Below are 13,956 nucleotides of genomic sequence, written 5' to 3' on the forward strand. Positions count from 1 at the left end.
TCACCATGCGCTACTCTCCTGAATCACTCGAAGCTTTTGTACAAACGGTAGAAAGCGGTTCTTTTTCGGCGGCGGCGCGCGCTTTGCGCAAAAGTCAGTCGACCATCAGTACCGCCGTGGCAAACCTGGAAACCGATCTTGGCTTTGCCCTGTTTAATCGCGAGGCGCGCCAGCCAGTGCTGACGGAGGAGGGCAGGCGGGCGCTGGCACAGGTACAGGAAATTCTGGCGGCCAGTTCACGACTCGATGAGCTGGCGGTGCGACTGGCTGGCGATGTCGAACCGCGCCTCAGTCTGGCGATTTCCGACTTCTGGCAGGCAGACCATCATGAATCGCTGCTGAAGCGCTTTGCGGCACGCTATCCGGCGATTGAATTTGAATGCATGATTGCTGAAGATGCGGATCTGATCGATCTGCTGTTGCTGGGTCGCGTACATGTCGGCGTGGTGCGGGTGCAGCCGAAGCTGCCGCTGGAAATTGCCACTTCGCGGCTACAGGTTCAGGCGCAGATGGCGATCTATATTCATCAGCAGCATCCGCTGGCGCAGCAGAGTCAGGTGACGCAGAGTCAGCTTAACGGCGAACGCCAGCTGCGGCTGAATACCTGGGCACCGAGTCTGCATCAGCGGGCTGAGGGGGCGGTATGGTTTGCGCCTTCCTATCTTTTATTGCTGGAGATGGCGGAACAAGGTTTTGGCTGGAGCATTTTGCCGCGCTGGCTGGTCGAGCAATTTGGGCATCAGGTACTGACCGAGCTGCCGGTTAATGGCTGGCCACAAAGTATCGCGGTCGATGCGGTATGGTCGAAACGCTCGCCGCCAGGCCCGGCCGGGCGCTGGATGATCGATCAGCTCTGCGCCCAGCGGCAGGACTAATCGCGCCGCGCGATATCCGCCAGCCGGGCATTCAGCAGTGCGGCCAGATCGCTGGCGGCCAGCTCGATATCCAGCCCGCGCTTGCCGCCGGAGATAAAGATGGTCGGCCAGCCGGTCGCCAGATGATCAATTACCGTCGGCAGCCGTTTTTTCTGACCTAACGGGCTGATGCCGCCAACCAGATAACCGGTAATGCGTTGCGCTATCTGCGGGTCGGCCATCTCTACCTTTTTTGCCCCCAGCGCTTTAGCGACCTTTTTCAGATCCAGCTGGCCGGAAACCGGTGTGACCGCCACCGCCAGATTTTTCGCGTCGCCATTCATTGCCACTAACAGGGTTTTATACACCTGTTCGGCATTCAGATTGAGCTTACGTACCGCTTCATCGCCAAAGTGGGTTTCATCACTGTCATGCTGATAAGAATGCAGAGTAAAGGCAACTTTCTGTTTTTCCAACAGGTTAACCGCCGGGGTCATTTTCCGCTCCTGAATAGAGAAGGCTCATCGTGCCTGATGAAGAAAAGTACTGGCGAAAATCCAGGCTTTGAGCGACAATCGCCGTCCCATCAGCAACTCGATTGCTGATGGATAACCAAAATCATAAAAAAATTCCTCTTTGACGGGCCGATAGCGATATTGGCCTTTTTTTTATCTGCCTTTCAGCAGATCCGGCAAATTGCCTTCGCCATAGAGGTGTAAGGCGCCGACCGCCACCACATAGCGACCCGCCGGTAAACCGCGTAGTGTTTCGCACCAGCGACGATTGCGCTGATGCATTAATACATCATTCAGTTCACTGCTGAAGGTGGTGGGCAGCGCGACCTGATTCTGCCCCGGTGGCGTTTCCAGCCACCAGCTCACCATGGTCTGCAACAGGCGGGCATTGGTGTGCCAGTGTTGCAGGGTATCGGTCAGCAGCGACATGCCGTTGTCCGGCAGAGTTTTCAGTAACTCAAGCTGTTCGTCCGGGCCTTCCAGCTCTGTCACTGACAGCTGGCGCTGCTTTGCCGCCTGCAACAGCTGATAATCAATGCCATAATCCGGCCGCAGACCCAGTCGCTGCGCCTGTTGCGCCTGCAACATCAGCGCCACCTGCCAGCCGGGCAGTGAGGCGATGATCTCCGCATCAATCGACAACTCGTCGCACAGCCGCGTCAGCGTGTTCAGATTGTCGGCTGACAGACGATGCGCCAGCGGCGGGTGCGATTCGCTGTGGGCGAAAGGCGAAGCGCCGCCGGTAATATCCGCCTCGACAATCAGTGTATCCGCCTTATTCAGCCGATGCAGCAGCGTCGCGGGCAGCGGCATCATATCGCGGGTGCCCATATGGATGCTGCCGACCAGATGCAGTTGCCGCTCGCCGGGCAGAATAATATCCAGCGCCGGATAAGCGTATTTCACCGGTGAAAGCGCTCTGAACAGTGAGGTCACTTTGCGCAGCAATTTGCCCATTTTTCCGCCCTTTGCCATCAAACAATTTATGCTAGCGCGTTAACTGACTGATGAACAGAGCAAATCTGTAAGCGTCACACTTTTGGTGGCTGGTAACGCAGCAGGCGATTGGCGTTGCTGACCACGGTAATCGAAGACAAGGCCATCGCGGCTCCCGCCACTACCGGGCTGAGTAGCGTGCCGGTCAGCGGATAGAGCACGCCCGCCGCAATCGGAATACCCAGTGAGTTATAAATAAAGGCACCCAGCAGATTCTGCTTCATATTGCGTAACGTGGCTTTGGCAATCGCCAGCGCATCAGCGACGCTGTTTAAATCATGTCGCATCAGGGTGACCGATGCCGTTTCAATCGCCACATCGCTGCCGCCTCCCATCGCAATCCCGACATCCGCCTGTGCCAGCGCCGGAGCGTCATTAATGCCGTCACCAATCATCGCCACCTGACGACCTTGCTGCTGCAAACGGATAATTGCCTGCGCTTTTCCGTCCGGCAACACGCCGGCAATCACTTCATCAATGCCCGCCTGACGCGCAATCGCATGTGCTGTCGCCGGATTATCGCCGGTCAGCATAATCAGCCGATAGCCAAGCTGGTGCAGTCGTTTCAGCGCATCGGCGCTGGTGGCGCGCAGCGGATCGCGAATTGCGAAGAGCGCCACCAGTTTGCCATCGGCCGCCAGCATCACCGGCGTCGCGCCACTTTCTGCCTGGGTGGCGAAGACGTTATCAGCCTCGCCGGTGGCAATATGCTGCTGTTGCATCAGGGCGCGGTTGCCCAGTAACACGTTGATGCCGTCAATCATACCGCTGACGCCCTGGCCGGGTATTGTACGAAATTGCTCAGTTGTCGGCAGTGACGCTTCTCCGGCACGCTCTGTAATGGCGCGGGCCAGTGGATGATTAGAACCCTGTTCCAGCGCCGCCGCCCAGCGCAGAGCCTGTGATTGTTTCGTCTGATTAAAGGTGATGATATCGGTTACCCGCGGTGCGCCTTCGGTCAGGGTGCCGGTTTTATCAAATACCAGCGTATCGACGCTGCTGGCGCGTTGCAGCGCATCGGCATCACGCACCAGTACGCCGAACTCGGCGGCGCGACCAACGCCGGAAATAATCGACATCGGTGTTGCCAGACCCAGCGCGCAAGGGCAGGCAATAATCAGCACGGTGGTGGCGATCACCAGCGTATAAACCCGTTGCGGTTGCGGCCCGACGAAATACCAGATTGCCGCGCTGATGATCGCTATCGCCACCACGGTCGGGACAAATACCGCAGAGATACGGTCGGCCAGCTTGCCAATTTCCGGCTTACTGCTTTGCGCCTGACGCACCATCTGAATAATCCGTGCCAGGGTGGTATTTTTACCGATAGCCTCGGCGGTAAACAGCACGCTGCCGTCCTGCAACAGCGTACCGGCATGCAGCGTATCGCCGGTGGTTTTCTGCTGCGGTATCGGTTCGCCGGTCAGCATGGCTTCATCCAGCCAGGCTTCTCCTGAAACGATCTCGCCGTCGACCGGCACGCGATCGCCGGTGGTCAGACGTAAGGTCATTCCCTGCGTCACCTCACTCAGCGGCACAATTTTTTCGCCATCATCGGTGACCACCCGCGCCGAAGCGGGGGTAAGATCGAGCAAGCGCTCCAGCGCTTTCGACGAGCGTTGACGCGCGCGTTGCTCCAGCGCATGGCCAAGGTTAATCAGGCCAATAATCATCGCGCTGGCTTCGTAATAGAGGTGGCGTGCGGCCATCGGGAAGAAATCGGGCCAGATATTGACGCTAATCGAATAGAGCCAGGCCGCCGCAGTACCCAGCGCCACCAGCGTATCCATGGTCGCGGTGCCTTTTAGCAGGCTACGCCATGCGCTGCGGTAGAAATGCCCGCCTGCAATCACCATGACCAGCAGCGTCAGTACGCCAACCACCAGCCAGCCGCTGCGGTTGGTTTCGCTCAGCATCATATTGTCGCCGATCATCCCCCAGATCATCAGCGGGATGCCGAGTGCCAGCGCTAACGCCGACTGCCAGCTAAACCGGCGCATGGCCAGACGGGCGTTTTTTTGCTGTTTCTCGCGGCGCTCAGTTTCATCTTCAATCACTTCCGCAGCGTAACCGGCTTTTTCTACCGCCTGCACTAACGCCTGCGGTGAGGCCGAACCCAGCACCAGCGCGCTGCGTTCGGCAAGATTGACGCGCGCCTGCTCGACGCCGTCGACCTGTTGTAAAGCATTCTGTACCCGGCTGACGCAACTGGCACAGCTCATGCCGTCGATCAGCAATTGATAGCTGTCGACGGCAGCGGATGCCGGAAGCTGTGAAGTGTCCGCTGTCAGCGCTTCCGGCTGGTGTTCTGAATCTGTCAGCGGCTCAGCCTTTGGGTGTGCGTTATCCTGTTCCAGCGTGGCCTGATAGCCAGCCTGTTCGATAGTTTCAATTAACTTGTATCCACAGGCGGTACCGGTCACCCGCGCCTGGTTAAGTGAAACGTCAGCCTGTTCAACATCAGTACGTTGTTCCAGAACCTCTTTTACTCGTTTAACGCAGTGCTGGCAGGAGAGCCCGTCCAGCGCCAGTAAAATAATCTGTGACATAGTTATCGCTCCTGATTTTCCCGATTGACGTTAATGCCAGTCTGGATTGAATATAAGGTTAAACCTTCCATCAAGGTGAAGGTCAAGCCTTTATCTTCCATCTGTTTAAGCAGGGGGATGTTCACCTTCACTATTCCAATGGTCTGACATCTACCAGATTCGTTTTGTTTAACCTTTAGTCAGGTTGGCTATGTCATTATAAAGTGGTAATGAGCCGATAAAAAAATTCAACGATATTTCCAGCAATGCGGACTGTAACCGTAGTGACCGACTCCGGTACTGATTTATTGCCTTTGGGTAGGGTAAAGAAATATGAAATTCAAAAAAAGCATCTCCGCTGTAATGTTACTGGCAGCGCTGACTATGAGCGGCTGTTCCTCATATAATTCTGTGCGGCTTAATCAGGATAAAATTGGTAGTGACTATAGTTATTATAAAATGGATCCGCCTTTGTATGTCGGTGATAAAATAAAATATAAATTAAAAGATGGCCGGGAAGGTGAATTAACTGTAGGTAAGGTCGAACCAAATACTATTGTCAGTGATTCAGGTAAAGTTGTCGCTATATCCGATATTGCTTCGCTGGAAAGAAAAGATTTTTCTAAAGGTAAAACGGCTTCGCTGGTGGGCGGCGGGTTTGCCGCTACCACGGTGATTCTGGTAGTGCTGGTATCCGCTGCGACGCTGGGCATCATTAGCGCAGCTCTTGCCGCCTGATAGCTAAATAAAGTCAGTCCTGAAAATAAAAAAGGCGTATCCGATAAACGAATACGCCTTTTTTTATCTTTAATATTCTGAGTTTACAATAACTTCTTCGCCATACGAACCGGCTTTTGGCAATGGCTGATAGCTGGAGTTTGACGCCCGCAGTACGCGAATGCCCCGTGCACCTGCTTCCTGTGCGGCAGTAATATCATTATCAGAGTCGCCGTAGAATATTTTAATCTCTTTATCCTTCAGCCACTGAGTTTTAGTGTTCTGACCTTCTTTGTCACCGGCAAAAATAACCGGGTTAACGCTGGCATCAGGAATGCCGAAATCTTGCTGTAGGGTTTTGGTCACCGTTTCGGTTTTCGTCTGGCTACGGCCGGTAACGAAATAAATGCTGTCACCTCGTTTCAGGTGCATAGCGATCAGGCTGCTGCCCACTTCTTTTGGCATGCTGAATTCATCCCAGCCATTATTCATTTTTTCCCAGAATTCCGGATTTTTTAAGTAGCTCTGACCTTTTGGGGAAAATTCTTTCTGACCGCGATAAAAACCAGGGCTGGAGAACAGCACGGTATCATCAATATCAAAACCAACCGCAATGGGTGGGCGACCTTGCAGGCTGTTTTCAATCTGCGCGACAGAAACCCAGTGTATCGGTGCCTGCTGAGCAAGCTGCGCCACTGTCACCCCTGGCCAGAGTGGAGCCGGTCCCGATTCTTTCGCCATTACGTTGTGGCTGAGGCCAATAAGCAGGCAGGCAGCACTGAGGGCATAAGTGATTTTACGCATGGTCTTCCCTTTCATCTGGTTATTTTAAGTGGACTGGACGGTCTGAATTATTTCACACCATAACCATCAGAGGCTGATTATTAAAGAAAATTATCGCCGGGCGTCATAGAAAATTGTGATAAGCCATCGCAGGTGAGGTTAACATCAGGTCAATTCATGCCAAAAAAACGCGCCGAACCCGGTCGGTAAAATCGGGAGATGACGCAGTACCGCCAGAGCCAGCATCTGCTAAAATATCGCCACCAGAGGTAAGGTCAGGGGGAAAACGATGAATATCAGTGATGTGGCGAAAAAAACCGGACTGACCAGCAAAGCAATCCGCTTTTATGAAGAGAAGGGGCTGGTAACGCCGCCACTGCGCAGCGAAAATGGTTATCGCAGCTACACCAGCAAACATCTGGATGAGCTGATGCTGCTGCGACAGGCACGGCAGGTGGGATTTAATCTCGATGAGTGCCGGGAAATGGTGGCATTATTCAACGATCCTGAGCGCCACAGCGCGGATGTAAAAGCGCGCACCCTCAATAAGGTCGCCGAGATCGAAGCGCATATTCATCAGTTAAGCCTGATGCGCCAGCGGCTGCTGGAACTGGCTGCCGCTTGCCCTGGCGATGACAGTGCTGATTGCCCGATTATCAATAATCTTGCTGGCTGCTGTCACACAACCAAGTCGGTTTAACTTCGTGGTCTGATGCGTAAGGTAATGCCTTCAATCGCCACCACCGTGACCTCACAGCCTGCCGGCAGATCGCTGTCAGCCTGCACCCGCCAGCTGCTGTCGCCAGTTTGAATATGACCGATACCATTAACCAGTGCCGTTTGCAGGGTTAGCTGCCTGCCAATCATCTGGTTGCCTCGTTGATTCAGGGTATTTGGCAACTGCTTTTTTTCGCGTCGTTGCATCCAGCAATACCACAGCCAGGCGGTAACCAGAGTAACCAGCGCAAACAGTCCCCCCTGCCAGGCCCACGGCAGCGGAACCAGCCAACTTAGCAAACCGATCAGCACCGCGGAAATGCCGCTCCACAGCAGATAACCATTGGTGCCGAGCATTTCCGCGACCAGCAGCAGGCCGCCGAGGGTCAGCCAGAACCAGTGAGGATGGGCAATGACGTCGGCCAGCATCAGCTTTTTCTCCGATCCTGCTTACTTTCCGCCAGCAGTTCGCTGATACCGGCAATTGAACCCATCAGACTGGTGGCATCGAGCGGCATCAGCACCACTTTACTGTTATTGGCGGAGCCAATCTTTTGCAGCGCATCGGTATATTTTTGTGCCACAAAGTAGTTTATCGCCTGCAAATCACCGGCGGCGATCGCTTCGGAAACCATTTGGGTTGCTCGCGCTTCGGCTTCGGCAGCACGTTCACGCGCTTCAGCTTGTAAAAAGGCCGACTGACGCTCGCCTTCGGCTTTCAGAATCTGTGACTGTTTATCACCCTCGGCGCGCAGAATCGCCGCCTGCCTGACCCCTTCAGCTTCCAGAATATCAGCGCGTTTGGTGCGTTCGGCTTTCATCTGCGCATTCATTGAAGCGATCAGTTCCGCTGGCGGGCGCACATCGCGGATTTCAATACGCGTGACTTTAATGCCCCACGGGTTGGTCGCTTCATCAACAATATGCAGCAGGCGGGTATTAATATTGTCACGTTGCGACAGCATCTCATCCAGTTCCATCGAACCCAGTACGGTACGGATATTGGTCATGGTGAGGTTGAGAATCGACAGCTCCAGATTACTGACTTCATAGGCTGCCCGTGAGGCATCGATAACCTGAATAAAGCAGACGGCGTCTATAGTGACATTGGCGTTGTCTTTGGAGATGATTTCCTGCGACGGAATATCCAGCACCTGTTCCATCATATTGATCTTACGGCCAATGCGATCCATAAACGGCACGATGATGTTAAGTCCGGGAGAGAGCGTTTTGGTATAACGGCCAAAGCGTTCAACCGTCCACTGGAAGCCCTGTGGCACGATTTTAACGCCGGACCAGACGACGATCAGTGCCAGAATAATCAGCACCGGGATAACGGCCAGCATAGAAAACCTCCTGTTGTTTTATGTACGGGCCGACTCATTCCGGCCCGTTTGATTCGCGCTTAGTAGAGCAGCGAATAGAGCTGACGACGGTATTTTGCCGCCAGTGCGTCACCGGTACCGAGCGCGGCCAGAATCTCCTGCAACATTTTACGCACTTGTCCATCTGCGGCATTCATATCTTTTTTCAGATGCACAAACAGAATTTCCAGCGCCTCTTCATTGCGGCCGACCTGATGCAGTTGCAGGGCGAGCTTTGACGCCAGTTCGGCGTTATCCGGCTCAGCTTCCAGCTGTTGCTGTAATTGCTGGATTTCCGGAGTATCAGCGGCCTGCTTCAGCAGATCGATTTGTGCCACCAGCCCCTGATAACGGGTATCCTGATCCTGTAATGGCACCACTTTCAGTACCGCTTCGGCTTCATCGCTGCGGCTCAGGGCGATCAGCACCTCGGCCAGCAGAAAGCCGATCTCACTTGACTGGTTGCTCAGCTGCCAGGCATCTTTCAGCAGCGGCAGCGCATCGATCATTTTGCCTTCCTGCATCAGCGCCATCGCTTCCTGCGCTTTCAGCTCTTCTTCACGCGGCAGCACTTTTTCCAGCAACGCGCGTACCGCTTCTTCCGGCTGCGGCCCCTGGAAACCGTCGACCGGCTGACCATTCTGGAACAGGTAGACGGTCGGAATTGAGCGCAGGCCAAACTGTGCGGCAACCGCCTGTTCAGCATCACAATCCAGCTTCGCCAGAATAAACTGACCGGCATACTCCTGCGCCAGCCGCTCCAGCAGCGGGGTCAGTTCCAGGCAGTGCTGACTGCGTTCAGACCAGAAGTAGAACAGCACCGGAATGGCAACCGACTGCTCCAGCGTCTGGTGCAGGTTAGATTCATTGATGTTAATAATCGAAGCTTGTGGTGACATGAATTCGTCTCTTTGGCTGATGACTTTGTAACAATATTGGGGCGTTACGCCTCGCTTCAAGTGAAATTGTTGTTGCAGTGCTAGTTACTGCGCAAAATGCGATCCAGCATCCAACCTGGCAGCAAACGGCGGATAATCGTCATTGCATGCGCCACCAGGGTGACCGGATAGCGTAATTTCGGGTGTTTACTCTCTAATGCATGGTGCAATTTCGGTAGAATGGCCTCTGGCGGCAGGGTAAAACGTGCCGCAATCGACGGATTTTTTACCGGGCGATCCTGCTGTGTCTGATTAACATTGTCAGTAAAGCGGGTGTGAATTGGCCCCGGCTCAATCAGGCTGACACGCACGCCTGTGCCGTGCAATTCCATACGCAGCGCATCAGACCAGGCCTCCAGCGCATATTTACTGGCGGCATAGGCACCGCGGCGTGGCGTCGAGAGTAATCCCAGTACCGAGCTGGTATTGATAATCCGCCCGCCGCCATTCGCCAGCAGCGCCGGCAGCAGTAAAATCGTCAGCTGATGCAGGCCGAAGAAGTTGGTGGAAAACTGCTGTTCCAGTTGCTGGCGCGACAGCGTATGCAGCGCCCCATACACGCCATAGCCGCCGTTATTAAACAGCGCATACAGTTGATTTCCGCTTAGTTCGGTCACCTGCTGCGCCGCATGCTCCACGCTGTGCGCATCGTCGAGATCCAGCTCAATACCGGTAAATCCCAGCTGATTCATCCGTGCCACGTCGTCCGCTTTGCGGCAGGCGGCAAACACCTGATAGCCACGACGCTGTAAATCTTGCGCGGCGACCAGGCCAATACCGCTGGAGCAACCGGTGATTAATATGCTTTTTTTCATAACTTTACCTGTTAGCGATCACAGTTTTCCTTCACTCGTGCTTAACTAAAGGAGACAGTTGTCTGGCCATCAGGTCGGCGATAAAGGATTGCGCATCGGGATTGGGATGTATGCCATCCTGCTGCATCCATTCAGGTTTCAGATAAACCTGCTCCATGAAGAAGGGGATCAATGGAATGTTGTACTCCTGCGCCAGTCTGGGATAAATCCCGCTGAACGCCTCGTTGTAACGGCGACCATAGTTCGCTGGCAAACGGATCTGCATTAACAACGGCTGGGCATTCGCCGCCTTGATATCGGTGATGATTTGACGCAAATCCTGCTCGATATTTTGCGGCGGGAAACCGCGTAAACCGTCGTTACCGCCCAGTTCAATCAACACCCACTTGGGTTGATGTTGTTTCAGCAGTGCCGGCAAACGGCTCAAACCCTGCGTTGCGGTATCACCACTGATACTGCCGTTAATCACGGTAGGTTTTTTTTGCCATTTATCATTGAGTAGCGCAGGCCATGCCGCGCTGGCAGACATGCGATATCCGGCGCTTAAACTGTCGCCGAGAATCAGCAGCGACTCTGCCGACGCCACGCGCGAGATCAGTAACAATAATAACAGGAACGGGTAATGCCAGCGGAAAACATTCTTGAAGTTCATCGTCTTAGTAAGTCCGTCGGTCAGGGTGAGCATCAGTTAACCATCCTTACCGGAGTTGAGCTGGTTGTCAAACCGGCTGAGACCATCGCCCTGATTGGCGAGTCAGGATCGGGTAAATCGACGCTGTTAGGCATTCTCGCCGGACTGGATGACGGCAGTGAAGGGGAGGTGTTTCTCTGCGGCGAGCCGCTGCATCAGCACAATGAAGAGCAGCGTGCAGCGCTGCGCGCAAAGCATGTGGGCTTTGTTTTTCAGTCGTTTATGCTGGTGCCGACGCTGAATGCGCTGGAAAACGTCCAGCTCCCGGCGCTGCTGCGCGGCGACAGCGATGGTCAGAGTCGTCAGCAGGCCAGCGCGTTGCTGGCACAACTGGGATTGGCGGAACGCTTAACGCATCTGCCCGCACAGCTTTCAGGCGGCGAGCAGCAGCGCGTGGCGCTGGCGCGCGCTTTTAATGGTCGTCCGGATTTGCTGTTCGCCGATGAACCGACCGGTAATCTCGATCGTAAAACCGGTGACCGCATCGCTGACCTGCTGTTTTCCCTTAACCGTGATTTTGCCACCACCCTGATACTGGTGACGCATGATGAGCAACTGGCGGCGCGTTGTGACCGACGGCTGCGGCTGCGCGACGGTAAATTGTGGGAGGAAGTATGATCTGGCGCTGGTTCTGGCGCGAATGGCGCTCGCCGTCGCTGCTGATTGTCTGGCTGGCGCTGACGCTGGCGGTCGCCTGTGTGCTGGCGCTTGGCTCGCTAAGCGACCGGATGGAGAAGGGACTGAGCCAGCAAAGTCGCGACTTTATGGCGGGCGATCGCACGTTAAGCAGCTCGCATCCGGTGTCGCCAGCGTGGTTGCAGCAGGCGCGCAGTGACGGCTTGCAGGTCAGCAGTCAGCTCAGTTTTATGACCATGACCTTTGCCGAAAATACGCCGCAGCTGGCGTCGGTGAAAGCGGTCGATGATGCCTATCCGATGTTTGGTGAGCTCAGGACTGAACCGGCCAATCTCAAACCCCAACCGGGTAGCGTACTGGCGGCACCGCGTCTGCTGGCGCTGCTGAATCTCAAAACCGGCGACAGGCTGGATGTTGGCGATACCTCACTGCGTATCGCGGGGGAAGTCATTCAGGAACCGGATTCCGGTTTTAATCCTTTTCAGACCGCGCCACGACTGATGATGAATCTGGCGGATGTGGAAAAAACCGGTGCGGTGCAGCCGGGCAGCCGGCTGACCTGGCGCTATAAGTTTGCCGGCACGCCGGAGCAGCTGAGCCGCTATGACCGCTGGATTGAGCCGCAGCTGAAAGCCGATCAGCGCTGGTTGAGCGTGGAGAATTCCGACGATGCACTTGGCCGTTCGCTGCAACGCGCGCAGCAATTTTTGCTGTTGTCGGCGTTACTGACGCTGATACTGGCGATTTCGGCGGTGGCGGTGGCAATGAGCCACTATTGTCGCAGCCGCTATGATTTAGTGGCAGTGCTGAAAACGCTGGGAGCCAATCGTGCGGCGCTGCGTAAACTGATTATCGGCCAGTGGCTGGCGGTATTGCTGCTGGCCGCGGTGGTGGGTAGCGCGCTGGGGCTGGGGTTTGAAGCGCTCCTGCTACAGATGTTGAAGCCGGTGCTGCCTGCGGCATTACCGCCGTCCGGCGTCTGGCCATGGTTATGGGCCATCGGCTCACTGTTTGTTATCTCGCTGCTGGTCGGTCTGCGACCGTATCGCCTGCTGCTGGCAACTCAGCCGCTGCGGGTGCTGCGGCGTGATGCCATTGCCGACGTCTGGCCGCTAAAGTTTTATCTGCCGGTGATGGCGCTGGTGGTGACGGGTTTGCTGGCGCTGCTGGTGGGCGGCAGCATTCTGCTATGGGCGCTGGTCGCCGGTATTGTGTTGCTGGCTGTGCTGCTCGGCGCGACAGGCTGGGGCGGTTTATTGCTGTTGCGTAAACTGTCGGTGCGTAATCTGGCGTTCCGTCTGGCAATTAACCGTTTGCTGCGGCAACCGCTGACCACGCTGAGTCAGCTGGCGGCATTTTCACTGTCGTTTATGCTGCTGGCGCTACTGCTGGTGATGCGCGGAGATTTGCTCGATCGCTGGCAGCAACAACTGCCGCCGGATAGCCCGAATTACTATCTGCTGAATATCGCCACGGAGCAGGTGCCGCAGGTTAAAACCTTCCTGCAACAGCATCAGATTAAGACGGAAGACTTCTATCCCATCGCCCGCGTGCGTCTGACTGAAACCAATAATACGCCGGTTGACCCGGCTGAGGACAACACTTACAACCGTGAGATTAACCTGACATGGCTGGAGCAACTGCCGGAGAACAGCCCGGTAGTGGCCGGAAGCTGGCCGCCGAAACAAGGCGAGGTGTCGATGGCGGAGGAACTGACCGAACGCCTGGGTCTGAAACTGGGCGATACGCTAACTTTTACCGGCGACACGCAGTCGTTCAGCGCAAAAATTACCAGCCTGCGCTCGATTGACCGCGAAAGTCTGCGGCCATTTTTCTTCTTTATCTTCCCGCCGGGGGCGCTTGATCAGCAGCCACAAACCTGGCTGACCAGTTTCCATATGGATAACGACCCGGCACTGCTGGCGCAGCTGAATCGCCAGTTCCCGACCCTGAGCCTGCTGGATATTGACAGCATTCTGCGGCAGGTCGGGCAGGTGCTGACGCAGGTCAGTCGCGCGCTGGAGATTATGGTGGTGCTGGTGACCGCCTGCGGGGTGCTGCTGTTACTGGCGCAGATTCAGGTTGGTATGCGCCAGCGGCGTCAGGAGCTGGTGGTGTATCGCACGCTGGGTGCCAGCAAGAAACTGCTGCGCGGCACATTATGGCGTGAATTTGCGGTGCTGGGTGCGGTGTCCGGGCTTGCCGCCGCGACAGGTGCCGAAGCGGCGCTGTGGGGCTTACAACGTAAGGTGTTTGATTTCCCGTGGCAGCCGGATTTCCTGTTGTGGGGCGTGTTGCCGCTGACCGGTGCGCTGTTATTGTCAGTGTGTGGCGGCTGGCTGGGGGTGCGTTTGCTGAAAGGTAAGGCGTTGTTCAGAGGTTATGAGTCAGCATAGCTATAA

14 protein-coding genes are annotated in these 13,956 nt (G+C 55.4%); 5 read left to right on the plus strand and 9 right to left on the minus strand.

Translation table 11 applies throughout. From position 1 onward, the window contains the following. Positions 1-5: 5 nt before the first annotated feature. A complete protein-coding gene (locus tag NG42_RS10835) occupies positions 6-875 on the plus strand; it encodes a LysR family transcriptional regulator (protein WP_052899329.1) in 870 nt (289 codons plus the stop codon). On the opposite strand, the gene ybaK is transcribed toward NG42_RS10835, so the two are convergent. From ybaK to copA, 3 genes are all read right to left on the minus strand, one after another. Then, positions 872-1,351: a Cys-tRNA(Pro)/Cys-tRNA(Cys) deacylase YbaK gene (ybaK, locus tag NG42_RS10840; protein ID WP_052899330.1), complete on the minus strand. Its 480-nt coding sequence runs from the start codon at positions 1,349-1,351 to the stop codon at positions 872-874. The genes NG42_RS10835 and ybaK overlap by 4 nt on opposite strands. A gap of 171 nt (positions 1,352-1,522) precedes the next feature. Beyond that, positions 1,523-2,326: a TraB/GumN family protein gene (locus NG42_RS10845; RefSeq protein WP_052899332.1), complete on the minus strand. Its 804-nt coding sequence runs from the start codon at positions 2,324-2,326 to the stop codon at positions 1,523-1,525. Between the two features lie 74 nt (positions 2,327-2,400). Beyond that, a complete protein-coding gene (gene copA, locus NG42_RS10850; RefSeq protein ID WP_052899333.1) occupies positions 2,401-4,914 on the minus strand; it encodes a copper-exporting P-type ATPase CopA in 2,514 nt (837 codons plus the stop codon). Positions 4,915-5,226: 312 nt separating this feature from the next. Here copA and NG42_RS10855 point away from each other — a divergent pair, with 312 nt between their 5' ends. Further along, the gene (locus NG42_RS10855) at positions 5,227-5,631 is read left to right on the plus strand and encodes a hypothetical protein (protein WP_052899335.1); all 405 of its coding nucleotides are present in this window, start codon (positions 5,227-5,229) and stop codon (positions 5,629-5,631) included. A 69-nt stretch (positions 5,632-5,700) separates the two neighbouring features. Here NG42_RS10855 and aphA read toward each other — a convergent pair whose 3' ends face one another. After that, positions 5,701-6,414 carry an acid phosphatase AphA gene (gene aphA, locus NG42_RS10860; RefSeq protein ID WP_052899336.1) on the minus strand — a complete coding sequence of 238 codons (714 nt, stop codon included), beginning with the start codon at positions 6,412-6,414 and terminating at the stop codon, positions 5,701-5,703. A gap of 268 nt (positions 6,415-6,682) precedes the next feature. Between aphA and cueR the strand changes: the two genes are divergently transcribed. Next, the gene (gene cueR / locus NG42_RS10865; RefSeq protein ID WP_052899338.1) at positions 6,683-7,093 is read left to right on the plus strand and encodes a Cu(I)-responsive transcriptional regulator; all 411 of its coding nucleotides are present in this window, start codon (positions 6,683-6,685) and stop codon (positions 7,091-7,093) included. Here cueR and NG42_RS10870 read toward each other — a convergent pair. From NG42_RS10870 to tesA, 5 genes are all read right to left on the minus strand, one after another. Continuing rightward, the gene (locus NG42_RS10870; protein WP_052899340.1) at positions 7,090-7,539 is read right to left on the minus strand and encodes an NfeD family protein; all 450 of its coding nucleotides are present in this window, start codon (positions 7,537-7,539) and stop codon (positions 7,090-7,092) included. The two genes, cueR and NG42_RS10870, sit on opposite strands and share 4 nt — an antisense overlap. Next, the gene (locus NG42_RS10875; RefSeq protein WP_052899341.1) at positions 7,539-8,456 is read right to left on the minus strand and encodes an SPFH domain-containing protein; all 918 of its coding nucleotides are present in this window, start codon (positions 8,454-8,456) and stop codon (positions 7,539-7,541) included. Before NG42_RS10875 ends, NG42_RS10870 begins: the two co-directional genes overlap by 1 nt. Positions 8,457-8,515: 59 nt before the next feature. Continuing rightward, positions 8,516-9,373 carry a co-chaperone YbbN gene (locus NG42_RS10880; protein WP_052899343.1) on the minus strand — a complete coding sequence of 286 codons (858 nt, stop codon included), beginning with the start codon at positions 9,371-9,373 and terminating at the stop codon, positions 8,516-8,518. 80 nt (positions 9,374-9,453) lie between these two features. Then, entirely contained in the window at positions 9,454-10,227 is a 774-nt protein-coding gene (locus NG42_RS10885; protein WP_052899345.1) for an SDR family oxidoreductase, read from the minus strand. A gap of 31 nt (positions 10,228-10,258) precedes the next feature. Next, the gene (gene tesA, locus NG42_RS10890; protein WP_052899388.1) at positions 10,259-10,879 is read right to left on the minus strand and encodes a multifunctional acyl-CoA thioesterase I/protease I/lysophospholipase L1; all 621 of its coding nucleotides are present in this window, start codon (positions 10,877-10,879) and stop codon (positions 10,259-10,261) included. Between tesA and ybbA the strand changes: the two genes are divergently transcribed. Further along, entirely contained in the window at positions 10,850-11,536 is a 687-nt protein-coding gene (gene ybbA / locus NG42_RS10895; RefSeq protein WP_052899346.1) for a putative ABC transporter ATP-binding protein YbbA, read from the plus strand. The two genes, tesA and ybbA, sit on opposite strands and share 30 nt — an antisense overlap. Next, positions 11,533-13,950 carry a putative ABC transporter permease subunit YbbP gene (ybbP, locus tag NG42_RS10900; protein WP_052899347.1) on the plus strand — a complete coding sequence of 806 codons (2,418 nt, stop codon included), beginning with the start codon at positions 11,533-11,535 and terminating at the stop codon, positions 13,948-13,950. The genes ybbA and ybbP overlap by 4 nt, the downstream gene beginning before the upstream one ends. Positions 13,951-13,956 lie beyond the last annotated feature (6 nt).

This window comes from Winslowiella iniecta (genome assembly GCF_001267535.1).
GTDB lineage: Bacteria > Pseudomonadota > Gammaproteobacteria > Enterobacterales > Enterobacteriaceae > Erwinia > Erwinia iniecta.

Bases quoted from the DNA above. Each gene is read 5' to 3' on its own strand.
- NG42_RS10835 (WP_052899329.1), top strand. From the start codon at position 6: ATGCGCTACTCTCCTGAATCACTCGAAGCTTTTGTACAAACGGTAGAA.
- ybaK (WP_052899330.1), bottom strand. From the start codon at position 1,351: ATGACCCCGGCGGTTAACCTGTTGGAAAAACAGAAAGTTGCCTTTACT.
- NG42_RS10845 (WP_052899332.1), bottom strand. From the start codon at position 2,326: ATGGGCAAATTGCTGCGCAAAGTGACCTCACTGTTCAGAGCGCTTTCA.
- copA (WP_052899333.1), bottom strand. From the start codon at position 4,914: ATGTCACAGATTATTTTACTGGCGCTGGACGGGCTCTCCTGCCAGCAC.
- NG42_RS10855 (WP_052899335.1), top strand. From the start codon at position 5,227: ATGAAATTCAAAAAAAGCATCTCCGCTGTAATGTTACTGGCAGCGCTG.
- aphA (WP_052899336.1), bottom strand. From the start codon at position 6,414: ATGCGTAAAATCACTTATGCCCTCAGTGCTGCCTGCCTGCTTATTGGC.
- cueR (WP_052899338.1), top strand. From the start codon at position 6,683: ATGAATATCAGTGATGTGGCGAAAAAAACCGGACTGACCAGCAAAGCA.
- NG42_RS10870 (WP_052899340.1), bottom strand. From the start codon at position 7,539: ATGCTGGCCGACGTCATTGCCCATCCTCACTGGTTCTGGCTGACCCTC.
- NG42_RS10875 (WP_052899341.1), bottom strand. From the start codon at position 8,456: ATGCTGGCCGTTATCCCGGTGCTGATTATTCTGGCACTGATCGTCGTC.
- NG42_RS10880 (WP_052899343.1), bottom strand. From the start codon at position 9,373: ATGTCACCACAAGCTTCGATTATTAACATCAATGAATCTAACCTGCAC.
- NG42_RS10885 (WP_052899345.1), bottom strand. From the start codon at position 10,227: ATGAAAAAAAGCATATTAATCACCGGTTGCTCCAGCGGTATTGGCCTG.
- ybbA (WP_052899346.1), top strand. From the start codon at position 10,850: ATGCCAGCGGAAAACATTCTTGAAGTTCATCGTCTTAGTAAGTCCGTC.
- tesA (WP_052899388.1), bottom strand. From the start codon at position 10,879: ATGAACTTCAAGAATGTTTTCCGCTGGCATTACCCGTTCCTGTTATTA.
- ybbP (WP_052899347.1), top strand. From the start codon at position 11,533: ATGATCTGGCGCTGGTTCTGGCGCGAATGGCGCTCGCCGTCGCTGCTG.